Raw genomic sequence first — 23,086 nt, forward strand, 5'->3', positions numbered from 1 at the left:
GCGAGCTTCTCATGACACATCAACTGGACGTGGCCAGGAATCGTGCGCTGTCCGCACGCTGGTGCGCACTGGCCGAGAAGCGGCTGGAGCATCTGACCGAGCTGTTCGAGAGCGGCCGATGGCGCCGCTATTACAACGAATACTCGTTTCTGGAAAACATCCAGGAAGCGAAATTTGCCGTGAAGAACTGGCGGGCACTGTCGCTCGGCGAGGCCATCACACCACGCACAGGCTTTACGCTGACGGTCGCCGATGGCAGGCCGATGCTGGAGCCCGTGACGCCTGACGAAGCCGACGCGGATGAAAGCTTCCCGCAGCAGATCGTGCTCGCACCAACGATCGAGACCGTGATCGCGGAGGCCGACATCATGGTCTCCGAGGACATCTTCGTGTCCAACGAGATCGTCGCGCCGGAGATTGCGCCGCTTGCACCGCGTATCGACATGGCAGCGCTGGAGCAGGCGCTCAGCATCGGCATCAGAGCCGAAACGCCGCGGCCTGTGTTTGACCTGGACGAGATCGAGCGCCGCTATCCGGCGCTGCGCCACGCGCTGTGATGCTCAACGGCTGACATTGCCGCTCACCGAGAGCTGCGCAAAGCGTTGCGCGCCGTCCTGCGTCAGGTCTGATGTCACCGGCTTGATATGGTCGAGTCCGACCACAGCCCCGCGCGGCGCTCCTGAGATCACGTTGTTGCTGACGAGCGCGGTGCCCGCGCCGGAGGCCACCGAGACACCGACGCCGGCCAGCGCGTTGCGGATCACGTTGCCCGAGATCACCACGTCCCGCAGATAGCGGCCCCATCCGGCGACAATGCCGTAGGCGGGGGCGTTCTCGATCACATTGCCAGTGACGCTCGAGTCCGCCTCCACATAGATGCCGATACCGGCGTCATCGTCCGGCGCGGTGCCGATCGGCCGCTTCGGGATCAGGTTGCGGATGATGTTGCCCTGGACGACGGCGATGCGGCCGCCCTCGTTGAAATTGCAAACCGACACCCCAAACGCGGCGCCATCGACCGTGTTGTTCGCGATCACGGCGCCTTCGAAGGAAAACTCCGAATAGAGCGCGACCTCGCGCACATCACTCACGCTGTTGCCTGATATGTGAATGTTCGAGGCCGAGTTGCCGCGCACGGCCGAATAGTCGCAATTCCTGATCCGGTTGCCGCGCACGATCACGTTGCCGGCGCGGAAGGCGTTGATGGCGTTGCCATACTGGCCGGAGCCGCCGGGCCCGGCCTTGATGTTCTCGATGCGGTTGTCCAGCACCATCGAGCCGTCATCGCCGATCGCGGTGCGCAGGATCTCGATGCCGTTGTCATTGGTGCCGAGAATGGTGTTGCGGGACACGATCAGGCCGGCGGCGTCGAAGGAGACGACCGCGGTCGAGGCGATGTCCGTGATGATGTTGCCGCTGACCTCGCCCGAAACCTGCTCGAGCCAGATGCCTGCGCCCCCGGCATTCATGATCTCGCAATTGATGACGCGGACGTCGCGGCCGCCGAGGCCATGGATCAGGCCGCGGCGCGCGGGCAGGGGGATATTTGCGCCATCGAGCGAGATGCCGGTGAGGCCGACATGGCCCGCGCCTTCGCTCAAGAGCAGGGACGGACCGCCGCCGGAGAAAACGAGCCTGGTTGCGCCGCGCACACCGACAAGCTGGCTGCCTTCGGCGAGGCGCAGCATCGAGCAGCGGTAGACGCCAGGCGGCAGGGCCAGCGGCATCTGGGCCCGCGCGGCCTCGTCGATCGCGCGTTGCAATGCACGGGTCTGGTCGTCGGGGCTGCCCGGCCTGACGCCATATTGCGTGGCATCGCGGCCGAGCGTGGCGATCAAGGGCGCCGCGCGCGTGGGCTCGACCGGCAGCGCCAACGCCCCGGCTGCACCAGCGGCGGAGGCGCCCAAGAGACGGCGGCGGTTGACATCCATCGTGTGCAGCTCGCGCAAAAAGTGGCGTGTTGTCACCACTTAAGCCGAAACCCTCAATCCTGATGGTGAGGGCGAGCGCGCGAGGGCGGGATTGTTGCGGGTAGGGTTAAATCTTTATCCAGCGGTGCTGGTCAGTAAGATGTTCCGTCCTTGCGGAAATACCCGACTGCCGTGGCATGCAGGTCGATGTCCGGATAATGGCATTCATCGTCGCGCAGGTTGGCGGATCCGATTTCCAGCACGCGAACGAGCCCGGTGGAGCGGTTCTGCAGGTGATGGCTATGGGCTTCGCCGGGCGGGAACGCGGCACAATCACCTGCGCGCAGGATCTCTTCGCCGGCGGTGCCGACCAGCACAACCTCGCCCTCGATGACGTAGACGAACTCCTCCTCCTCGGTGTGCCAGTGCCGCTGGCTCGACCAGGCGCCCGGCTGTAACTCCAGCAGATTGACGCCCAATCGCGAGAGGCCCGCCGCCTTCGCCAGCCGGCGGCGCAGTTTGTTCCGGCATGGCATGTCGAACGGCGCGGGATAATCCGAGCCCTCCGATATCGGTGCCGCTGCAATGTTCAGTTTCGCCATCCCGTCCTCTCGATTCGCGTTTGAGGGAGCTATGAATGAAGGGCCGAACGCGTGCCGGGCATGAGCATCAGCCTTGGGAGGCGTCGCGGCCTGCCTGCCGGCCCAGCTTCACGAGCTCCATCAGCATGGCCTCTCCGGCGTCGACCAGTTCCTCCAGCGTAATGCGCGTGCTGGCCCGGCGAAGCGCCGTGCCGGGACGGGCGAGCTGCGGGATATGGATGAATGCGGCGAGGTCCGGCCCGCCTTTCGCCTGTGTCGCCTCGATCGCGCGCCAGCTCAGATAGTTGCAGAGATAGCTTCCGGCGTCGCGCGAAGGGCGCGCGTCGATGCCGGTCGCGCGCGCCGCGTTGAGCAGCCGCGCCGTGTGCGGGCCGAACACAAGGGGATGTGCGCCCTCAACGATCGAGCCCTTGCGCGCGACGGCGCGATCCGCGTCGGGAAAGGTGGTGGTCACGGCGTTGCGGGCGCGGGTCTCGATTCGCAGGTGCGCGGTGCGGCTCGCGAGCCCGAACATCAGCATCGCATGCGGGCGCAGGCGCGCGATCAGCTCGGGCAGCTCGCGGTCGACGGTGCGGTAGGTGACGTGGAAGATGTGGCTCGACAATTCCACATCATCGAGCGCGGGCCGGCGCAGCGCCATCAGCCGCTGCACCAGCGGGATTGTCGGATTGGTCGGCGCGCCGGGAAACGGGCCGAAGCCGGTGAGGAGGACGCGAAGGGGCTCGCTCATTGCAGCATCTCCGCAAGCTGTTCGGCTGCCACGGCCGGAGCGATGTGGCCGCCGGCGACTTCGGCCTCGAGCTTCCTGACCTTGCCACGGATTGCGGCATCGGTGCGCAGCCGCGCCATCAGCCGCTGCTCCAGCATCGACCACATCCATTTCACCTGCTGCTCGCGCCGGCGCTGGGCGAATTCGCCCGACGCCGTCATGGCCTTGCGATGCTCGATGATCTTCTGCCAGAGCTCGGCGATGCCCTTGCCCGTCATTGCCGAATAGGTCACGACAGGCGGATGCCAGTGCTCGGAGCGAGGCGCGAGCAGATGCAGCGCGCCGCGATAATCGGCGGCCGTGATGTTGGCGCGCTTGAGATTGTCGCCGTCGGCCTTGTTGATCGCGATCATGTCGGCGAGCTCGACCAAGCCCTTCTTGATGCCCTGCAACTCGTCGCCGCCGCCGGGCAGCATGAGCGCGAGGAAGAAATCGGTCATGTCGCAGACCGCGGTCTCGGACTGCCCGATGCCGACGGTCTCGACCAGGATGATGTCGAAGCCAGCGGCCTCGCAGAGCAGCATGGCCTCGCGCGTCTTGGCCGCGACGCCGCCGAGCGTACCTGACGCAGGCGAGGGGCGGATGAAGGCATGGTCGGCGTGTGCCAGCCGCGCCATTCGCGTCTTGTCGCCAAGGATCGAGCCCCCGGTGCGTGCCGAGGAGGGATCGACCGCCAGCACCGCGACCTTGTGGCCGTGCGCGATCAGATACATGCCGAGCGCGTCGATCGTGGTGGATTTGCCAACCCCGGGCGAGCCGGTGATGCCGACGCGGATGGCATGTCCGGTCTGCGGCAGCAGCGCCTGCACCAGCTCGCGCGCTGCAGCCTGATGGTCGGCGCGGCGGCTCTCGACCAGCGTGATCGCCCGCGCCAGCGCCGCGCGGCTGCTGGCGCGGAGGTCGCGCGCCAGGGCATCGATATCGGGCGAGGAGGCGGACGAACGAGAAGACATGCAGCCCGTTATAGCGAATGACGAGGCCGCCCGTCAGTTTTCTTGCCTGGCGTCGTCCTTCGGCCTCGCGCCGCCGAAGATGCGCAGGCCCTCGGGCGTCAGATCTGGCTTCAGCGCCTCCCACGGCACGAAGGCGACGTACTGGCCCTCGGCATAGGGGCCGACCTCATAAGGCGGGTAATGGAAGGTCAGGCCCGAGCTCTTGCCGGCCTCGGTCGAAGGCGCCAGCGTCACCGCGCCGATCTTGAGCAGCGCCGGCTTGACGTTGCCGAGCCATTCGTCGGTCGCCGTTTCCATCGCATCGCGCTTCTTCTTCTCCTCCTTCAGCGAAGCGATGATCGCGGCCTGCATCGCCTTCATGGTCGGGCCGTTATCGGCTGTCTCGGTGAAGAAGGGACGGATGCTGATGCGCTTGTTCTCGGCCTTGTCCCACAGGATGGTGTCGACGGTGCTGTTCGGGTGGGCCCCATGCGTGTCCATGTAGTCGTCCCTGAGCACGCTGACATAACGGTCGGCCACGATCGAGCGCACCGAGTAGTTGCGTCCGTAGGTGTAGGGACCATCGCGGAACAGCCCCTTGTCCTCCTTGAACTCTTTGGTGGCATCGGCGGCGTTCTTGTCCATCCATTTGCGGCCCTCGGCCAGGCAGTTCGCCGCCAGCACCGGATCGGCCTTGACCTGCGCATCGAGCGCGACGTTGGCGTCGACCGCCTTGGTCTTGATGGCTGCGTCGGGCTTGGGGTCGGCGGCGTGGGCCGTCGCGAACGCGAGGATGCCGAACAGCAGCGCGAATGTGAATCTGGCAGGCATGAACATTTGATCCGGTTTCTGATGGTCTGTATGAGGACGTCAAGCGAAGGTTCAAGATTGTCAGTTTCAGCGCGCGCTCGCCATTGAGTTGCGCATCAGCTCGGTGATCGCCAACATGTGATCGTCTCAGCGTATCGATGGTGCAGCTGCCGCGACCTTGAATTGCAGGTGCTGATCAAGTACCGTCGGTCGAAATCTTTGTTCGCATTGAGCTTTGCCGATGCCATACGTGTACAGCTTATTTCTTCGAATGATCGCGATTGCGATCGCAATAAATGGCATTCACATCGCGGCACATGCAGAAGAAGGTCCCGATTCGAGCAGGACCGACAAGTCGGACCAGGGCACGGAGACGACCGCACCTGTCATCGACAAGATCGATGTCAGGCCGGGCGATCGCTGGACCTATCAGGTCATCGACGATATCACCGGTGAGACAAAATCGACCGTTGTGCACACGGTGACAGAGCTCAAGGACAAAACCTACAGTGTGCAGTCGACCTTTACGCCCTATGGTCAAAGCGTCGGCACCAGTGCGCTGCAAGTCTTCGACGAAAACTGGAACTTGCTCGAGGATCAAGTCTGGACCCAAAATCCGGCCAATCCATCGACCGGAATACAGCTTCCGCTCAAGCTTGGCGCTCAATGGAAGGTGCACCTCACCTCAAACCGGAAGACCCCTCCCGAAGTTCATTTCAACGTCGACGCGACCGAGAAGGTCGTGGCCTACGAGCCGGTCATCCTCAAGTTCAACAAGACCTATGATGCGTTCAAGTTGGAAGTGGATGAAACATTGACCAACAGTGCCACTCCAACCTCGGTCGTTACGACCAAGACGACGATGTGGTTTGCTCCGTCCGTCAACCGATATGTCAAGCGGATCCTGGAGTCCCGCGTCAACGATCGCCTTCAGTCGCGGGGCATTGAATTGTTGACCGCCTACGCGCGCCGTCATGATGACAATTGAGCGCGCCCCAGCTGCGCGTACCTGAAGCATTGCAGCCGGCGCGACGGCAACATGCCGGATGGCTGGCAAAACGGGACGCGTGCTACTCCGCCGCCTCGCTGTGGCCGAGCCGCGCGTTCAGCTTATGGATCAGCTCCTCGGCGGCGTCCGCGATCACGGTGCCCGGCGGGAAGATCGCTTCGGCGCCGGCCTTGTAGAGTGCATCGTAGTCCTGCGGCGGCACCACGCCGCCGATGATGATCATGATGTCCTCGCGGCCCTGGGCCTTCAGCGCGGCCTTCAATTCCGGCACTGCAGTGAGATGGGCGGCGGCGAGCGAGGACACGCCAAGGATATGCACGTCGTTCTCGACGGCCTGGCGCGCGGCTTCTTCGGCGGTCGCGAACAGCGGCCCGATATCGACGTCGAAGCCGATGTCGGCGAAAGCCGATGCGATCACCTTCTGGCCGCGGTCGTGACCGTCCTGACCGATCTTGGCGACCAGGATGCGCGGGCGCCGGCCTTCGGCCTCCTCGAAGGCGTCGATCAGCGCCTGCAGCTTCCCGACCTTATCAGACATGCTGGCGGCCTCCCGCTTGTAGACGCCGGTGATGGACTTGATCTCGGCGCGGTGGCGGCCGAACACCTTTTCCATCGCCTCTGAAATCTCGCCGACGGTGGCTTTTGCGCGCGCTGCATCGATGGCAAGTGCCAGAAGGTTGCCGTTGCCCTCGCCGGCGGAGCGCGTCAGCGCGGCCAGCGCCGCATCGACGTCGGCTTGGTTGCGCTCGGAGCGCAGCCGCGACAGCTTGTCGATCTGCAGGCGGCGCACCGTTGAGTTCTCGACCTTGAGCACATCGATCGGCGCTTCATCGACGGGCCTGTATTTGTTGACGCCGATCACCGCCTGGCGGCCGGCATCGATACGGGCCTGGGTCTTGGCGGAAGCTTCCTCGATGCGCAGCTTCGGCACGCCGGCTTCGATCGCCTTGGCCATGCCGCCGAGCTCCTCGACCTCCTGGATATGGCCCCAGGCCTTGGCCGCGAGATCGCGGGTCAGCCGCTCGACGTAATAGGAGCCGCCCCAGGGATCGATGATGCGCGTCGTGCCGCTCTCCTGCTGCAGGAATAGCTGCGTGTTGCGGGCGATGCGCGCGGAGAAGTCGGTCGGCAGCGCCAAAGCCTCGTCGAGCGCGTTCGTGTGCAGCGACTGGGTGTGGCCTTGGGTCGCTGCCATCGCCTCGATCGCGGTGCGCATCACGTTGTTGAAGACGTCCTGCGCGGTCAGCGACCAGCCCGAGGTCTGGCAATGCGTGCGCAGCGACAGCGAGCGCGGGTCCTTTGGCTCGAACGGCTTCAGCAGCTTGGCCCAGAGCAGCCGCGCGGCGCGCAGCTTGGCGACCTCCATGAAGAAGTTCATGCCGACAGCCCAGAAGAACGACAGCCGCGGCGCGAAGCGGTCGACGTCGAGGCCGGCGGCGATGCCGGCGCGCAAATATTCGACGCCGTCTGCGAGCGTGTAGGCGAGCTCGAGATCCTGCGTCGCGCCGGCTTCCTGCATGTGATAGCCGGAGATCGAGATCGAGTTGAACTTCGGCATCCGCTGCGAGGTGAAGGCGAAGATGTCGGAGATGATCCGCATCGAGGGCGCCGGCGGATAGATGTAGGTGTTGCGCACCATGAACTCTTTTAGGATGTCGTTCTGAATGGTGCCCGACAGCTTTTCCGGCGGCACGCCCTGTTCCTCGGCTGCGACCACGAACAGCGCCAGGATCGGCAGCACCGCGCCGTTCATGGTCATCGACACGCTCATCCGGTCGAGCGGGATGCCGGAGAACAGCGTGCGCATGTCGTAGATGGAATCGATCGCCACGCCGGCCATGCCGACATCGCCGGCGACGCGCGGATGATCGCTGTCATAGCCGCGGTGGGTGGCGAGATCGAAGGCGACCGAGAGGCCCTTCTGTCCAGCCGCGAGGTTGCGGCGATAGAAGGCGTTGGAATCCTCCGCCGTGGAGAAGCCGGCATATTGCCTGATCGTCCAGGGCTGGTTGACATACATGGTCGGGTAGGGGCCGCGTAGATAAGGCGCGATGCCTGGCCAGGTGTCGAGAAAGTCGATGCCGTCGAGGTCGGCCTCGCCATAGGCCGGCTTCACCGGAATGCCCTCCGGCGTCAGCCAGGGCTGGGCGTGGCCCGCAGGCACAGGTGCCGCGGTGGGTGTGAAGGCGATGTCGGCGAAGTTCGGAATGCGGCTCATTCCCGGGCTTCCTCAAACTTGCGGCTGCGTTCGATCAGCCGCTGAACATTCTGCTTGTAGACGGGATCGTCGAACCGGCTTTTCCGCTCGTATGGCTCTCGCTCCGAATGCGTGGCGTTGCGTTGCCAGGCGTGCATGGCAACATGCGACGCTCCCTCGGCGGGCGCCCAAAAAAGCAATTCGAACAGAGCCCGGAACATGGACGAAATCCTAGCACGATCGGAGCCCTTGATAGGCCATCGCAGGTGGGCGGTTAATCATGATCCGGATGCTGATGGCTCGTAATGGTCGCCATCTTCTCCGGCCCGTAGTTCTGCATCGTGGTCTGGCTCGGCAGGTTGGAGATTCCGACCACCCAGCCGAGCCGGGATTCGGTGCCGTACTGCCGCGTTGGGATGACGCGGTCAGGCCGGTCGAAGCAGCCTGTCATGATCTCGATGCGCGGCCCGTCGATGCGCGCGAAGCCGAGCGGCGTGCCGCAGGCGGCGCAGAAGAAGCGCTCGGCGATCGAAGAGGAGCGGAACGCAGCGGGCTGGCCGCGCGTCCAGGCGAAGTTCTCGCGCTCGATCTCGGCAAAGGAGGCGAAGGGCGCGCCGGCCGCTTTCTGGCACATCCGGCAATGGCAGATGCTGACCTTGCCAGGCGTGGTCTTGAAGGCGAAGCGGACCGCGCCGCATTGGCAGCCGCCGGTCAGGAGAGGCTTGGTGTCATCGGTCATGCTCGCTCCAGATGCGCATAGGCGTCTCCGAGGATGGTCAGCGCGTCACTGCCGGCGAATACGAAGCTGCCGACACCCGCCGCGCGCAAATCAGCCTCCTGCTGGGCGGGGCGGCCTGCCAGATAGATATGCCGCGCACCAGCTTCGTGCAGGGCCTTGGCCGCCGCAATCGCGTCCGCGGCGTAGACCTTGTCGGACGAGCATAGGCACGCCAGGGAGGCGCCGGACCCCCTGTAGTCGGCCGCGAGCGCGGCCGGGTCGGATGCCCCTTTGCCCTCGATCGCCGCGATGCCGCCGGCTTCGAAGAAGCTGCGCGCGAAAGTGGCGCGCGCCGTGAAGTCGGCCGGCGTGCCCAAATTGGCAAGGAACACTGCCGGCCGCTTGCCGCCGCGCTTAAGCTGGGCATCAGAGCGGTCGCGTAGCCGTTCGAAGGGCTCGGCGAGCCGCCGGGGCGCGAGCGCTGCGAAGCTCGTCCTCGCAGCCCCCTTCGGCGCGATCGCCAGGGGTGGGGTGGGATCGATCGTGGCGTCCGCCTCACTTAAATCAGGGAACTCGCTGGCGCCGGTCAGCACGTCGCGGCGCCTGGCGATGTTGGCATCGCGCATCTTGCGGGTGGTCGCCACCTTGTCCTGGATCAGGCCGGCCTGGAGGGCTGCGATCATCCCGCCGGTCTTTTCGATTTCCTGGAATAGCCCCCACGCGGCTGCGCAAAGCTCCTGCGTCAGCGCCTCGATGCCGCCGGCGCCCGCGGCGGGATCACCGACCTTGGCGAGGTTGGACTCCTCCAGGAGGATCAGCTGCGTGTTGCGCGCCAGCCGTCGCGCGAAAGCGTCCGGCAGCCCGAGAGCCAGCGTATGCGGCAGCACCGTGATCGCATTGGCGCCGCCGAGCCCGGCCGAGAAGGTCGCGATCGTGGCGCGCAGCATGTTCACGTAAGGGTCGCGCCGGGTCAGCATGCGCCACGCCGTCTCGGCCGCGACGAACAGTGGCTTCGGGGCCAGCCCGCAGGACTGCTCGATCCCTGCCCAGAGCAGGCGCAGGCTGCGGAATTTCGCAATCGTCAGGAACTGGTCGGCATCGGCGGCGAGGCGGGCGAACACGAGGCTGCGCGCCTCGTCCAGCGCGATCCCGCCGGCCTCCAGCGCGCGCAGGTAAGCCACGCCGGATGCCAGCACGAAAGCGAGCTCCTGCACCTCCGAGCCTCCGGCGTCGTGGACGACGACGCCGTCAGCGGCGACGAACGGTCCCTTGAAGCCCGCGGCGCGCAGATCATTGACGGTGCCGGCCACGCTGCTCGCGATCTCGGTGGCTTCAACTGTGCTCGTGCCGCTCACGGCAGCGTTGCCGATCGGATCGAGGCCGAAACGGATGTCGCAGGCGGCCGGCGAGATGCCGTTCTGTTTGATGAACGCCGCCAGCAGCGCTGCGGCGGTCTGCGACTGCGGCCCGAGCTGCAGCTCGATTGCAATGCCGGCGTCAAGGTGGATGCCGCTTAACGCCCTTGCAATCGCATCTGCCGCCGGCGGCAGGCCAAACCCGCGGCCGCCGCGTGCGCCGGCGAAGATCAGCGACAGCCCCGTCGCGCCGTTTTCGAGATCGGTCAGCGCCTGCGCATTGGCCTTGGCGGCATCGGGGTGGTCGAGCCGCTGCATGATCTGCCACGGCGCGGCGGCAGCGCGGCCGGCGACCGGCGAGGACCCCTTGGCGCGTGCGTAGATCGGCTGGATCTTGATCCCGTCATAGGTCTTGCCGACGAGCTTCTCGTACGGTGCCCCCTTCAGCACGCCATCGACCAGCTTGCGCCACTGCTCCTCAGTGGCCGGCGCAAAGTCGGCCGCCAGGCGCAGGTCTTGGGGCAAGTCTTGGCGTAACTCTTGGCGTAAGTCTTGGGTCACCTCTGTCATTCCTGGGCGTCTCCCGGGCGCGCTCGAGCAGATGTTGTTCGCCGCAAAATGCCACGTCGGCGCGGTCAAGCCAAACGGTTGTTTCCCGCTGGCCGCTTGTCAACTCGGGTCAGGCAGCCGGACGATTCCGTCGGACGAAACCCTGCTCAGCGCCTCGCGCGGGGAGCGTCCCGCAATCACTCGATCAGGGGCGATCTCGACGAGAGGCACCAGCACGAAGGCCCGCTCGAACAGGCGCGGATGCGGCAGGGTCAGCTCGGGCGTAGCGAGGGCGATGTCGTCATAGGCGATGAGGTCGAGATCAAGCGTGCGCGGGCCCCAGCGCGTCTCCCGTGCGCGGTCGCGTCCGAAGGTCCGTTCGATGTCGAGCAGGGTGGCGAGCAGCGCATGCGGCGCAAGCGCGGTCTCGATCGCGATGCAGGCGTTGATGAAGGCGGGCTGCTCGATACCGCCCCAGGGCGGGGTCTCATAATCGGACGAGCGCGCGGTCAGTCTCGCCTGTGCCTGCCGGCAGATCGCGTCGATGGCGCTGCGAAATCTCGACCTGACGTCGCCGACATTGCCGCCGAGAGCAATCAGCGCGCTCGCCATCTGCGCCCTCAAGGCTCCCGCGTGCGGGTCAGCACCACGCCAACATCCTCGAAGATCGCCGCGATCGGCGCATGCGGCTTGTGCACCGTGACCTTGACGGCGCGGATGCGTGGGAATGCCGCCAGGATGGCGTCGGCCACCGCACCGGCGGCGCGCTCCAGCAGGTAGTAGTTGGTGTCCTTGAAAGCAGATGTCGCGGTGGCCACCACGTTGGAATAGTTCACCGTGTCGGCGAGACGGTCGGTGCGCGAGGATTCCGACAGGTCGGTATCGAGCTCGAGGTCGATCACGAAGCGCTGGCCGACCTCGCTCTCATGCTCCAGCAGGCCATGACGGGCATGGATCAGAATTCCTTTGATGAAGATCGTATCGCTCATCCCTTTAGCGCCTCGATTGCAGCAGCGACGTGCAGCGCCTGCATGGTTTCCGCCACGTCATGAGCCCTGATGATATGGGCGCCGCGCTGCGCGGCGATCAGATGCGCCGCGATCGAGCCGCCGAGCCGCGCTTGCGGCTCCGAAGGCACGACCGAGGCGATGAAGCGCTTTCGCGAGGCGCCGACCAGGATCGGCAGGCCGAAGCTGCGGAGTTCATCGAGCCGCGCCAGCATGGTCATGCTCTGCGCCTGCGTCTTGCCGAAGCCGATGCCGGGATCGAGCACGATGTTGCCGTCCGGGATGCCGGCCTTCGCCGCGATGTCGAGCGAGCGCGTGAAGAAAGCGATGACATCTTGCATGATGTCGATCGCCTCATCCGCGCTGTCGCGATTATGCATCACGATGACAGGCACATTCCGTTCCGCCACCAGCGCGGCCATCTCGGGATCGCGCTGCAGGCCCCAGACGTCGTTGGCGATCTGCGCGCCCTGGTCGAGGGCAAAGCGGACGACCTCCGCCTTCATGCTGTCGATCGAGACGGGCACGCCGAGTGCGACGACGTCTGATAGCACCGGGCGGAGCCGCGCCAGTTCATCCTCGGCCGAAACGGCTTCCGCGCCCGTATAGGGCCGGGTGGATTCGGCGCCGATATCGATGATATCTGCGCCTTCGAAGATCATGCGCCGGCCTTGCGCGAGCGCGCGCGCCGGCGTGGTGAAGTTTCCGCCGTCGGAAAACGAATCCGGCGTTACATTGAGCACGCCCATGACCGCGGGATAGGGCCGTTCCAGCCACGCGCGCAAGAGCGGATGCGCCGCTGCTGCGGTCGCCGAACCCTGGCTATGCGATGGAGCGCTCATGCGGCCGCTTTGCGCGGTCGGCGCAGCGGAGTCAAGATGCTGCAGATGCAATCTCTGACGCGATCTGCGGTCCCGCGCTCCGCCGGGGTCCCCACCTCCCGGCGGCCGCCCACGGGCCGATCTTCAATAGCTGATTTTGGGCTCCAGCTTGCGCGCCTGCTCGATCATGTGCCCGATCGACTTCTCTGAGGGCAGGATGCGGACCAGCTTGCGCTGGGTGTTCACTGCCTTGATGTTCTGCGCAAGCCGTGCTGGATTGCGATGCGCCAGCTCGCGCACGGTGGTGACGCCGGCGGCCCGCACCAGGCAGACCTTCGCCTTGCCCATGCCGGGAATCCGCATGTAGTCGGCGACATTGGCCCATTCCAATAATTGCTGCTCGCTGATCGCGGTCTTGGCAGCCAGTGCCTTGCGCCCCTTCACGGTGCGCGCGGCTTCGAGCAACGCGTCGGTGGTTCGAATGCCAAGCGCCTTCAGCTTGGACGCACAGAAGGCGCTCATGCCTTCAATCTCGGTGATTGGATATGTCATGATACTCGACAATGAGAAGGTGCTTCAGGCGAGTTGGCTGAGCCCTGGTGTCCCCGCGACAATCGCGCTCATCTGGTCGGCTCCGATTTTGTCTCGGCCGAACCGGAAAAGTTCACGCGCAATGGCTTGAATGTCCGTTATTCCAAGACCCAATCCCATCAATCTGGTGCCGACGGCCATCAAGCCACCGCCCATCAGCCGCGAGATCCCACTGCCCGCGCGCGACGTCGCAATCGCGGCTTCCGCGCCCGGTATTCCGTCGATCAACGCCTGAACCTGTTGTGAAGGTCCTTCATTCCGGAGGAAGTTAAGGATGATGCCGATGGTTTTTTCGGCCACAGCTCTATCGATGCCGGCTTTTGCAGCCAGCAGACCAATCAACTCGTCCATATTGCCCCGTCGTCCTCAAACCCGGTCCCCCAAGACCGGACTCCCGCACAAGGAGTCATCTTGATCAACCGGTTTGCGAATTACAAGCGACGAGCGCGGCGGGTGGGCGAATCGAATCACGATCGCGGCGCGAGTGTGGCTTCGCTGCAAGAGCCGATGTGAAATTTGCGGACAAGTGCACCATGGATCGAAGCTGTTGCGTTGCCGTCGCAAACGGAATCTGCCGTTCGGCAGGAAGACCGCCGACGGCGGTTTCAATGCACATCAGATGCAGTATGATGACGGTGAATCCCTGAGCACGCGATGCGCGAGAGACGGACATCATGACGGTATCCGGAACAACCTCTATTGATACGGATCAGAAGATTTTCGTCGGGAAGGGCGAGGAACCGGCGTGGCTGACGCTCGCCCTTGCCAATCGTCACGGCCTCGTCACCGGTGCGACCGGCACCGGCAAGACGGTCAGCCTGCAAGTGATGGCGGAAGGTTTCGCGCGCGCCGGTGTTCCCGTGTTCGCCGCGGACATCAAGGGCGATCTCTCCGGTGTTGCCGAGGTTGGCGAGGCGAAAGACTTCATCGTCAAGCGCGCGAGCGAGCTTGGTCTCTCTTTTCAGCCGGACCAGTTCACGACGGTGTTTTGGGACGTGTTCGGTGAGCAGGGACATCCGGTGCGCGCCACCGTCACCGAGATGGGCCCGCTCTTGCTGTCGCGGATGCTCGATCTCAATGACGTGCAGGAGGGCGTGCTCAACGTCGCGTTCCGCGTGGCCGACGACAACGGGCTGACGCTGATCGACATGAAGGATCTGCGCGCATTGCTCGATGCGATTGCGCCGCCGGATGGGCCGAAGAAGGCGGCCGACGGCAACGAGGATCCGCTGGCGCCGATCCGGCAGGCTGCGCGCACCTTCGGCAACGTGACGCGCGCCACCGTTGGCACGATCCAGCGCCAGCTTCTCGTGCTGGAGAACCAGGGCGGCAACCAGTTCTTCGGCGAGCCCGCGCTTTCGCTGCAGGACTTCATGCGCACCGATCGAGACGGCCGCGGCGTCATCAACATCCTCGCCGCCGACCGGCTGCTGCACTCTCCGAGGCTTTATGCCACGTTCCTGCTCTGGATGCTATCCGAGCTGTTCGAGGTGCTGCCCGAGGTCGGCGATCTGCCGAAGCCGAAGCTGGTGTTCTTCTTCGACGAGGCGCATCTCTTGTTCGACGATGCGCCGAAGGTTTTGATGGACAAGATCGAGCAGGTGGTGCGGCTGATCCGATCCAAGGGCGTCGGCGTGTATTTCGTGACGCAGAACCCGCTTGACGTGCCCGACAAGGTGCTCGGTCAGCTCGGCAACCGGATGCAGCACGCGCTGCGCGCCTTCACGCCGCGCGATCAGAAGGCGGTCGCTGCCGCGGCGAATACGTTCCGGCCGAATCCGAAGCTCGACACCGCGCAAGTCATCATGGAACTTGGCAAGGGCGAGGCGCTGGTCTCGTTCCTGGAAGGCAATGGCACGCCCGCGATGGTCGAGCGCGTGATGGTGCGGCCGCCTTCGGCGCGGATCGGGCCGGTCACGCCCGAGGAGCGCAAGGCGATCATCGATGGAAGCCCGCTCAAGGGCAAGTACGACACTGCTGTTGACGCTGAGTCCGCCTATGAGATGATCCAGAAGAGGATTGCCGGCACGGCCGCGCCGGCGCCAGGCGAGTCCGGTGGACTGTTGGCGACGATTGGCGGCATTGCAGCGACGATCTTCGGCACCAACGTCAAGCATGGCCGGCTGTCGACCACGCAGCTGATCGCGCGCAACATTGCGCGATCCGTCACCGACAAGGTGGTCGGAGGCGCAGCGGCCAATCTCGGCAAGGATGTCGCCGGTTCGATTGGCGGCTCGATCGGCCGCTCGATCGTACGCGGCGCGCTCGGCGGGTTGTTGCGGCGATGATGCGCATCTGTGCCGTGACTGCGTGCGGGCGCACGTGATGCCGGACCCCTCGCGTCGATTGAGATGGCCGTCGCTGCGTGCGCCGGTCGACATCCTGTTCCTCTTCTGCTGCGTCATCCTGATCGGCGACGTGCTGGTTCCGGAGATATTCGGCAGCGGCAAGAGCAAGGACTACCCGCTCTGGTACTGGGCCGGCCAGCAGGTGCTGCAGGGCAAGGATCTCTATCCGAGCGATCCCTCGGCCTATTTCGCCTTCATCTATCCGCCGCTGCCGGCTGTGCTGCTTGCCATTCCCGCTGGGTTCGGCAAGATCGTTCTTTATAGCGTGCTGTCGCTGCTCAACGTGGTGGCGTGGTGGATGACGGCGCAGTTCTCCCACGCGATGGCGGGATCGGGCAGGACACCCAATCAGTGGCTCTATTTCCTGCCGGGCTTCGTCACCATCAGCTTCGTGTTCGACATGTTCGATCTCGGGCAGCCGAATCTGATGCTGCTCGCCATGATGCTGTACGGCTTCTGGTTGATCGGTGAATGCAAGCCATGGCTCGCGGGCAGCATGTTCGCGCTGGCCACCGCCATCAAGGTGTTCCCGGTCGCGGTGCTGCCTTATCTCGTCTGGCGCCGGCAATGGGCGGCGGCAGTCAGCATGATCGCGTTCACGCTGGCGTTCCTGTATGTGGTGCCGGCGCCGGTGCGCGGCTTTGCGCACAATGCCGCGGAATTGAAGACCTGGTACCAGGGCATGGTCGGATCGAGCTCGGAGAAGGGCTTCGGCCAACGTGACGAGCAGAACTGGTCCTGGGTCAACCAGTCGATCATCGCGATGACGCATCGCCTGACGCGTCCCGTGAACTACATGCAGGATGATCCGACCAAGCCGATGCCGGTGCGGACGATGAATGTCGTCGACATCTCGTTCAAGGCGGCGAACCTCGTCGTGCTCGCGGTCTCGGGCCTCTTCGGCATCGGCTTTCTCTTGGTGATGCCGCGCAAGGAACGACGCACGCCACGGTCGGACGCGGAAGAGCTCGGCATCCTGTTCTGCCTGATGACGGTGGCCTCGCCGCTGGCGCGCCAATATTACTTCATGTGGCTGTTCTTCCCGATGACCGTGCTGATGCATCGCGCGGCCTACGATCCGAGGCCGCGCGTGCGGCTGTGGACCTGGCTTGCACTGGCGCTGTCGGGCATCCTGATGCTGCTGTCACTGCCGCCTTTCCCGAAGGACCTGCAGGCATGGGGCAACAATCTCGCGGCGACCGCCGTCATGGCCGGCGCGCTGGTCTGGCACATCCTGCATCCAGTGCCGGATGACCACACTAGCTCGGCATCCGAGGCAGGGGTAAAAGCTTTGCAATCGCTTTGAGAGGGAAACTTAACACCATGGCCGACGCGAAGCTCCAATCCGTGCTCGATCACATCGATGCCGACTTCAACAACAGCCTGGAGCGGCTGTTCACGTTGCTGCGGATCAAGTCGATCTCGGCCGATCCGGCCTTCGCCGGCGATTGCAAGCAGGCGGCCGACCATCTCGCCAAGGATCTTGCCAGCATCGGCTTCGCGGCCGAGGTGCGGCCAACTGCGGGCCATCCGGCCGTGGTCGGCAAGAGCAACGGCAATGGCGGTGCCAAACCTCACGTGCTGTTCTACGGTCATTACGACGTGCAGCCGGTCGATCCGCTCGAGCTCTGGCACCGTCCGCCGTTCGAGCCCGTGGTCACGGACCATGCCGACGGTCGCAAGATCATCGTCGCGCGCGGCGCCGAGGACGATAAGGGTCAGCTGATGACCTTCGTCGAGGCCTGCCGCGCCTGGAAAGCCGTGACCGGCTCGCTGCCGCTCGACATCACCGTGCTGCTCGAAGGCGAGGAGGAGGTCGGCTCGAAGAACTTCGTCCCGTTCCTTCAGGCCAACAAGGACGAGTTCAAGGCGGATTTCGCGCTGGTCTGCGACACCGGGATGTGGGATCCGACCACGCCGGCCATCACCACCATGCTGCGCGGCCTTCTCTATGAGGAGGTCAAGATCAAGGCCGCCAACCGCGACCTGCATTCCGGCCTGTTTGGCGGCGGCGCCCGCAATCCGATCCGCGTCTTGACCGAAGTGCTCGGCGGTCTGTTCGATGCCGACGGCCACATCACGCTTCCCGGCTTCTACGATGGCGTGAAGGACCTGCCGCCGGAGGTCCTGGAGCAGTGGAAGAAGCTCAATTTGACGCCGGAGAGTTTCCTGAAGCCGATTGGGCTGTCGATTCCCGCCGGCGAAAAGGAACGTCTGCTGATCGAGCAGGTCGCCTCGCGTCCGACCTGCGACGTCAACGGCATTGTCGGCGGCTATATCGGCGAAGGCTCCAAGACGGTGATCCCCGCGCATGCCTCGGCCAAAATCTCATTCCGCCTGGTCGAAGGTCAGGATCCAGAGAAGATCCGCCAGACCTTCCGCGATTACGTGAGGGCGCGCATTCCGGCCGACTGCTCGGCCGAGTTCGAAGACCATTCGGCTGCGCCTGCGATCGCGCTCGACTGGACCATGAAGCCGCTGGCGGCGGCGAAGCGGGCTCTTACCGAAGAATGGGGCAAGGAGGCGGTGCTGATCGGCTCCGGCGGCTCGATCCCGATCGTCGCCGATTTCAAGAACACGCTCGGGCTCGACTCCCTCCTGGTCGGCTTCGGTCTGGACGATGACAATATCCACTCGCCGAACGAGAAATACGACCTGACGAGCTACCACAGGGGCATCCGCTCCTGGGCGCGGATTCTCGCGGCGCTTGCCGAGATGCCGCGTTAAGCGGCCGCGCCGGCGGCTGCTCTCGTCGCTCCGTGCTGGGCGAGCTTGCGCAGGGCCGTCAGGATGGTCTCGGTCGTGGCAAGGCGGCAGCATGACTTGCCGGCGGACTTGGCCTCATAGAGCGCGGCGTCGGCCAGCGCCAGCAGGGTCTCGGCGTCGTTGCCATGGTCCGGCGACAGCGCGATGCCGACGCTGATACCGATGGTCGCGCTGGCGCTGTCGGCGAGCAGGATCGGCTGCTCCGCAATGCGGGTGATGCGTTCGCCGAGCGCGATCGCGTCCTCCGGCGTCACGTCGCTCGTCAGCACGACGAACTCGTCGCCGCCGATCCGCGCGATGGCGTCGGCGGTCGGCGCGATGTCGTGCAGGCTCTGTGCAATCCTCCGCAGCAGCATGTCGCCGCCGGCATGCCCGAAGGTGTCGTTGACCGGCTTGAAGTGATCGAGATCGAGATAAAGCAGGGCGAAGCGCCTGCCATCGTTCTGGTGGGCGACGATCCTGGCTTCCAGCGCATCGACCAGGCCGGCGCGATTGTGCAGGCCCGTCAACACGTCGAGGCGTGCCTGATCCTCGCTATGGCGCTTGGCCTGCAGCACCGTGACCAGCATCTTGCTGAGCTGGAATGCGCCGGCTGTCATCGCCGAGAAATAGAGCGGGATCTGCAGGAACAGCATGTAGAGCAGCGGCTCGCGCGCCAGCGCGATCCCGGGGATCATGGGCCCGACTGTGAACAGGATCATGGCGCCCGCCAGGCGCGGCGCGCTGAAACTGCGGAAGCAGATGCCGCCCACCATCGCAGCGCCGGACAGGCAGGCGAGCGTCGCGCTGACCCAGTGGCCGCTGGCGACGCTCAGCCCTGCGCCGAGCCCGATGCTGGCGCTCCAGGCTATGCCAAGCAGGATGTAGAGATCGGTCGGCGTCCTGCGTCCCGCGCGCGCCGCACGATAGGCGATGCTCAGCACGATCAGGCGCGCGGTGCAGACCACGATCTCCAGCGCGAGCCAGGCGACGAATGGCGTCGTCTGCTCGCGCGCGGCAATCGCGGCGCTGGTCAAGGTGGAGTTGAGGAGGCCGGCGGCGAAAATCGGCCAGCTGCCATAGAGATCGCCGATCAGTGCGACGCGGACATCGTCGCTGACGTCAGGCCCGACATCCGCAAGCCATTGCGTCACCCGCCATTGCGGCAAACTGAAAGCCAACCCGTCGCCCCGCATTCCGGCATCCCCCACACGCATGAAGGGCACGGAGGGCTTAACAGGTCTTTGCTGCGCGACGCTTGGCCGCACACATGCTTGATGCGCGGTAAAGAATGCTCTGCCCGGCGACGCAGGGCCGCTCCGTCAGCGGATGGTCCCCCCGGCGCCGCCCGTCTTGGTCCTTCCGCCGCCTCGCCATTCAGCCGCCAGGCCGGTGATCGGCGCCGGCGGCATCATCCCGATGTCCGCACGCGCGCCCGCTCCTCCGCGGCCGGAGCGACCTCCACGGTCGCATTGCCGAGTGCGCGGTCGCGCTCGAAGGTAAGACGGACGCGCTGGCCGACTGGCGTGAGGCCGATCAGATTGCGGACCTGCGTCGCGCTGCGCACGGGCATGTCATTGGCCTTGACGATGATGTCGCCCTTGCGCAGGCCGGCACGCTCGGCCGGCGAGCCGGCGCTCACATCGGCAACGCGCGCACCCTGGACATGACCGTTCACCGGCACGTCTAGGTCCTGCAGGCTAATGCCGATGCGTCCGCGCTCGACCCGGCCGTTCTGCACGAGTTGCTCCATCACCCGCCGCGCCATGTTGATCGGCACGGCAAAGCCGATGCCGATATTGCCGCCGCCCGGCGAGATGATGGCCGTGTTGATGCCGACCAGCTCACCGCGCAGATTGATCAGCGCGCCGCCGGAATTGCCCGGATTGATGGCGGCATCGGTCTGGATGAAATCCTCATAGCCCTGCTTGCCAAGGCCCGTGCGCCCGAGCGCGCTGACGAGCCCCGACGTCACGGTCTGGCCGAGGCCGAAGGGATTGCCGACCGCGATCACGAAGTCACCGACCTCCAGCGCATCGCTGTCGCCGAGCGCAATTGCCTTGAGATCGGCGGGGTCGCGGATCTGCAGCAGCGCGATGTCGGTGCCAGGATCGCGCCCAACCAGGCGCGCGGCAAATTTCCGGCCATCCTTGGTCCTGATCTGGACACTCGTGACATGCTCGACGACGTGATTGGCCGTCATCACGTAGCCGCGCTGGGCGTCGACAATGACGCCGGAGCCGGTTGCGCTGATCTGCTTCTCGACCTGCTTCGGGACGTCGAAGAATTCACGAAATAGCGGGTCCTGATAGAGCGGATTGTCCTGGCGAACCTTGCCTTCGACCGAGATGTTGACGACTGCCGGCGTGACCTCCTTGACCAGCGGAGCCAGCGTCGGCACGCGCCCGAGCCGCAGGTCGGGAATCTGGGCGCTCGCCGGTCCGGCGAACAGACACAATAGGATGGCCGGCGCGATCACAGGCCGGACCCAACGCAGAAACTGCATTGTTACCCCCCACAAGGTGAACCGGGATTTTGGCGCCGATTTAGCTGGGAAAATGTCCGGCCGCGGTCAAGAGCGTGCCTGGCAATCACTGCCGGAGAGTGCCAAAAAATTTTTCACGCCCTCTTGAACCAAAAGTTCCCGTTCACTAGGTCGTTTTTGCCCGGGGGCCTGATGGGACCCGGATCTATGACATCGCTGATCTTGTGAAGGAGGATGTGCATGCATTTCCGTCCGTTGCACGACCGCGTGCTCGTGCGCCGTATCGATGCCGAGGAAAAGACCAAGGGCGGCATCATCATTCCCGACACCGCCAAGGAGAAGCCGCAGGAAGGCGAGATCATCGCCGCGGGCCCCGGTGCGCGGAACGAGCAGGGTCAGCTGGTGCCGCTCGATGTGAAGCCAGGCGACAGGGTGCTGTTCGGCAAGTGGTCGGGCACCGAGGTGAAGATCGACGGCAAGGATCTCCTGATCATGAAGGAGAGCGATCTGCTCGGCATCGTCGACACACCGGTTGCGGCAAAGAAGGCCGCTTGATCATGCACAACTGACAGTCATCGGAGAAGGAGACGACGATCATGGCCGCCAAGGACGTGAAATTTTCGACCGAAGCGCGCGACCGCATGCTGCGCGGCGTCGACATACTCGCAAACGCCGTGAAGGTCACGCTCGGCCCCAAGGGCCGCAACGTGGTGATCGAGAAATCGTTCGGCGCCCCGCGCATCACCAAGGACGGCGTGGCGGTCGCGAAGGAGATCGAGCTCGAGGACAAGTTCGAAAATATGGGCGCCCAGATGGTGCGCGAGGTGGCCTCGAAGACCGCCGATCTCGCCGGTGACGGCACCACGACCGCGACCGTGCTGGCGCAGGCGATCGTGAAGGAGGGCGCGAAGTCCGTTGCCGCCGGCATGAACCCGATGGACCTCAAGCGCGGCATCGATCTGGCCGTCGAGGCGATCGTGGCGGATCTCAAGTCGCACGCCAAGAAGATTACCAAGAACGATGAGATCGCGCAGGTCGGCACCATCTCGGCCAATGGGGATGACGAGATCGGCCGCTTCCTGGCTGAAGCCATGCAGAAGGTCGGCAATGAGGGTGTGATCACGGTCGAGGAGGCCAAGAGCCTCAATACCGAGCTCGAAGTGGTCGAAGGCATGCAGTTCGACCGCGGCTATATCTCGCCCTATTTCGTCACCAATTCCGAGAAGATGCGGGTCGAGCTCGAGGACCCCTATGTTCTGATCCATGAGAAGAAGCTGTCGGGCCTGCAGACCATGCTGCCGCTGCTCGAGGCCGTGGTGCAATCGGGCAAGCCGCTCCTCATCGTGGCGGAGGACGTCGAGGGCGAGGCGCTGGCGACGCTGGTCGTCAACAAGCTGCGCGGCGGCCTCAAGATCGCGGCGGTCAAGGCGCCCGGCTTCGGCGATCGCCGCAAGGCCATGCTGGAGGACATCGCGATCCTCACCGGCGGCACCACGATCTCGGAGGATCTCGGCATCAAGCTCGAGAACGTGACGCTGTCGATGCTCGGCCGCGCCAAGAAGATCGTGATCGACAAGGAGAACACCACGATCGTCAACGGCGCCGGCGCCAAGAAGGACATCGAGGCGCGGGCGACGCAGATCAAGGCGCAGATCGAGGAGACCACATCGGACTATGATCGCGAGAAGCTGCAGGAGCGCCTGGCCAAGCTGGCCGGCGGCGTCGCGGTGATCCGGGTCGGCGGCGCCACCGAGGTCGAGGTCAAGGAGCGCAAGGATCGCGTGGACGATGCGCTGCATGCGACGCGCGCTGCAGTGGAGGAGGGCATCCTGCCGGGTGGTGGCGTCCCGCTGCTGCGCGCCAGCAAGGTGCTCGACCGCATCAAGACCGCGAATGCGGATCAGAAGGCCGGGGTCGAGATCGTCCGTCGCGCGATCCAGGTGCCGGTGCGCCAGATCGTGCAGAATGCCGGCGCCGACGGCTCGCTCGTGGTCGGCAAGCTCCTGGAGAAGGATACCTACAACTGGGGCTTCAACGCTGCGACCGGGGCGTATGAGGATCTGGTGCAGGCGGGGGTCATCGACCCGGCGAAGGTGGTCCGTGCCGCGCTGCAGGACGCGGCCTCCGTCGCCTCGCTCCTGATCACCACCGAGGCGCTGGTGGCCGAGAAGCCGAAGAAGGCCGAAGCCCCCGCGGCTGCGCCCGCGATGGACTTCTGATCGCGGGGCATGCAGGGCC

The 23,086-nt window shown here is 65.0% G+C and carries 24 protein-coding genes; 7 read left to right on the top strand and 17 right to left on the bottom strand.

Annotation, left to right across the window (positions count from 1 at the left end; all coding sequences use genetic code 11):
- Positions 1 to 11 precede the first annotated feature (11 nt).
- Positions 12 to 557: a TIGR03809 family protein gene (locus P6U24_RS14525; protein WP_407159772.1), complete on the top strand. Its 546-nt coding sequence runs from the start codon at positions 12 to 14 to the stop codon at positions 555 to 557.
- 3 nt (positions 558 to 560) lie between these two features.
- Here the strand turns inward: P6U24_RS14525 and P6U24_RS14530 are convergent, their stop codons facing one another.
- The 5 genes from P6U24_RS14530 to P6U24_RS14550 all read right to left on the bottom strand — a co-directional run bounded on the left by P6U24_RS14530 (position 561) and on the right by P6U24_RS14550 (position 5,050).
- Positions 561 to 1,931 carry a TIGR03808 family TAT-translocated repetitive protein gene (locus P6U24_RS14530; protein WP_407159773.1) on the bottom strand — a complete coding sequence of 457 codons (1,371 nt, stop codon included), beginning with the start codon at positions 1,929 to 1,931 and terminating at the stop codon, positions 561 to 563.
- A gap of 131 nt (positions 1,932 to 2,062) precedes the next feature.
- On the bottom strand, positions 2,063 to 2,512 hold the full coding sequence (locus P6U24_RS14535) for a cupin domain-containing protein (protein ID WP_407159774.1): 450 nt from the start codon (positions 2,510 to 2,512) through the stop codon (positions 2,063 to 2,065).
- A 67-nt stretch (positions 2,513 to 2,579) separates the two neighbouring features.
- Positions 2,580 to 3,242 carry a pyroglutamyl-peptidase I gene (locus tag P6U24_RS14540; RefSeq protein ID WP_407159775.1) on the bottom strand — a complete coding sequence of 221 codons (663 nt, stop codon included), beginning with the start codon at positions 3,240 to 3,242 and terminating at the stop codon, positions 2,580 to 2,582.
- Entirely contained in the window at positions 3,239 to 4,234 is a 996-nt protein-coding gene (meaB, locus tag P6U24_RS14545) for a methylmalonyl Co-A mutase-associated GTPase MeaB (protein ID WP_407159776.1), read from the bottom strand. Before meaB ends, P6U24_RS14540 begins: the two co-directional genes overlap by 4 nt.
- A gap of 33 nt (positions 4,235 to 4,267) precedes the next feature.
- Entirely contained in the window at positions 4,268 to 5,050 is a 783-nt protein-coding gene (locus tag P6U24_RS14550; RefSeq protein WP_407159777.1) for a DUF3298 domain-containing protein, read from the bottom strand.
- Between the two features lie 214 nt (positions 5,051 to 5,264).
- On the opposite strand from P6U24_RS14550, the gene P6U24_RS14555 reads away from it, so the two are divergent.
- Positions 5,265 to 6,011, top strand: coding sequence for a hypothetical protein (locus P6U24_RS14555; protein ID WP_407159778.1), 747 nt, complete (start codon positions 5,265 to 5,267; stop codon positions 6,009 to 6,011).
- 82 nt (positions 6,012 to 6,093) lie between these two features.
- On the opposite strand, the gene scpA is transcribed toward P6U24_RS14555, so the two are convergent.
- The 10 genes from scpA to P6U24_RS14605 all read right to left on the bottom strand — a co-directional run bounded on the left by scpA (position 6,094) and on the right by P6U24_RS14605 (position 13,946).
- Positions 6,094 to 8,250 (bottom strand): methylmalonyl-CoA mutase, encoded by a 2,157-nt coding sequence (gene scpA / locus P6U24_RS14560; RefSeq protein WP_407159779.1) that lies wholly within the window; start codon positions 8,248 to 8,250, stop codon positions 6,094 to 6,096.
- Positions 8,247 to 8,450 carry a hypothetical protein gene (locus P6U24_RS14565; RefSeq protein WP_407159780.1) on the bottom strand — a complete coding sequence of 68 codons (204 nt, stop codon included), beginning with the start codon at positions 8,448 to 8,450 and terminating at the stop codon, positions 8,247 to 8,249. The genes scpA and P6U24_RS14565 overlap by 4 nt, the downstream gene beginning before the upstream one ends.
- Positions 8,451 to 8,503: 53 nt before the next feature.
- Positions 8,504 to 8,968 (bottom strand): GFA family protein, encoded by a 465-nt coding sequence (locus P6U24_RS14570; protein WP_407159781.1) that lies wholly within the window; start codon positions 8,966 to 8,968, stop codon positions 8,504 to 8,506.
- Positions 8,965 to 10,872, bottom strand: a complete 1,908-nt coding sequence (locus P6U24_RS14575) for a methylmalonyl-CoA mutase family protein (protein ID WP_407159782.1) — start codon at positions 10,870 to 10,872, stop codon at positions 8,965 to 8,967. The genes P6U24_RS14570 and P6U24_RS14575 overlap by 4 nt, the downstream gene beginning before the upstream one ends.
- Positions 10,873 to 10,971: 99 nt before the next feature.
- Positions 10,972 to 11,463 carry a 2-amino-4-hydroxy-6-hydroxymethyldihydropteridine diphosphokinase gene (gene folK, locus P6U24_RS14580; protein ID WP_407159783.1) on the bottom strand — a complete coding sequence of 164 codons (492 nt, stop codon included), beginning with the start codon at positions 11,461 to 11,463 and terminating at the stop codon, positions 10,972 to 10,974.
- Positions 11,464 to 11,471: 8 nt separating this feature from the next.
- Positions 11,472 to 11,840 (bottom strand): dihydroneopterin aldolase, encoded by a 369-nt coding sequence (gene folB, locus P6U24_RS14585; protein WP_407159784.1) that lies wholly within the window; start codon positions 11,838 to 11,840, stop codon positions 11,472 to 11,474.
- Entirely contained in the window at positions 11,837 to 12,700 is an 864-nt protein-coding gene (gene folP, locus P6U24_RS14590; RefSeq protein WP_407159785.1) for a dihydropteroate synthase, read from the bottom strand. The genes folB and folP overlap by 4 nt, the downstream gene beginning before the upstream one ends.
- A gap of 123 nt (positions 12,701 to 12,823) precedes the next feature.
- On the bottom strand, positions 12,824 to 13,231 hold the full coding sequence (locus P6U24_RS14595) for a DUF4332 domain-containing protein (protein WP_407159786.1): 408 nt from the start codon (positions 13,229 to 13,231) through the stop codon (positions 12,824 to 12,826).
- Positions 13,232 to 13,255: 24 nt separating this feature from the next.
- Positions 13,256 to 13,621, bottom strand: coding sequence for a DUF2267 domain-containing protein (locus P6U24_RS14600; RefSeq protein WP_407159787.1), 366 nt, complete (start codon positions 13,619 to 13,621; stop codon positions 13,256 to 13,258).
- Between the two features lie 64 nt (positions 13,622 to 13,685).
- Positions 13,686 to 13,946 carry a hypothetical protein gene (locus tag P6U24_RS14605; protein WP_407159788.1) on the bottom strand — a complete coding sequence of 87 codons (261 nt, stop codon included), beginning with the start codon at positions 13,944 to 13,946 and terminating at the stop codon, positions 13,686 to 13,688.
- Between P6U24_RS14605 and P6U24_RS14610 the strand changes: the two genes are divergently transcribed.
- The 3 genes from P6U24_RS14610 to P6U24_RS14620 are packed head-to-tail and all read left to right on the top strand — an operon-like array spanning position 13,945 to position 18,345.
- Entirely contained in the window at positions 13,945 to 15,558 is a 1,614-nt protein-coding gene (locus P6U24_RS14610; RefSeq protein WP_407159789.1) for a helicase HerA-like domain-containing protein, read from the top strand. The two genes, P6U24_RS14605 and P6U24_RS14610, sit on opposite strands and share 2 nt — an antisense overlap.
- A gap of 37 nt (positions 15,559 to 15,595) precedes the next feature.
- Complete coding sequence (locus P6U24_RS14615; protein ID WP_407159790.1) at positions 15,596 to 16,924, top strand: glycosyltransferase family 87 protein; 1,329 nt, start codon at positions 15,596 to 15,598, stop codon at positions 16,922 to 16,924.
- Between the two features lie 17 nt (positions 16,925 to 16,941).
- Positions 16,942 to 18,345 (top strand): M20/M25/M40 family metallo-hydrolase, encoded by a 1,404-nt coding sequence (locus P6U24_RS14620; protein WP_407159791.1) that lies wholly within the window; start codon positions 16,942 to 16,944, stop codon positions 18,343 to 18,345.
- Here the strand turns inward: P6U24_RS14620 and P6U24_RS14625 are convergent.
- Positions 18,342 to 19,559, bottom strand: coding sequence for a GGDEF domain-containing protein (locus P6U24_RS14625; RefSeq protein WP_407159792.1), 1,218 nt, complete (start codon positions 19,557 to 19,559; stop codon positions 18,342 to 18,344). The two genes, P6U24_RS14620 and P6U24_RS14625, sit on opposite strands and share 4 nt — an antisense overlap.
- Positions 19,560 to 19,774: 215 nt before the next feature.
- A complete protein-coding gene (locus tag P6U24_RS14630) occupies positions 19,775 to 20,869 on the bottom strand; it encodes a trypsin-like peptidase domain-containing protein (protein WP_407159793.1) in 1,095 nt (364 codons plus the stop codon).
- 219 nt (positions 20,870 to 21,088) lie between these two features.
- Between P6U24_RS14630 and groES the strand changes: the two genes are divergently transcribed.
- Both groES and groL read left to right on the top strand, forming a co-directional pair.
- Entirely contained in the window at positions 21,089 to 21,403 is a 315-nt protein-coding gene (groES, locus tag P6U24_RS14635; RefSeq protein WP_407159794.1) for a co-chaperone GroES, read from the top strand.
- A gap of 41 nt (positions 21,404 to 21,444) precedes the next feature.
- Positions 21,445 to 23,067: a chaperonin GroEL gene (gene groL / locus P6U24_RS14640; RefSeq protein WP_407159795.1), complete on the top strand. Its 1,623-nt coding sequence runs from the start codon at positions 21,445 to 21,447 to the stop codon at positions 23,065 to 23,067.
- The last annotated feature ends 19 nt before the right edge of the window (positions 23,068 to 23,086 follow it).

It is taken from the genome of Bradyrhizobium sp. STM 3557 (assembly GCF_045571465.1).
Classification (GTDB): domain Bacteria; phylum Pseudomonadota; class Alphaproteobacteria; order Rhizobiales; family Xanthobacteraceae; genus Bradyrhizobium.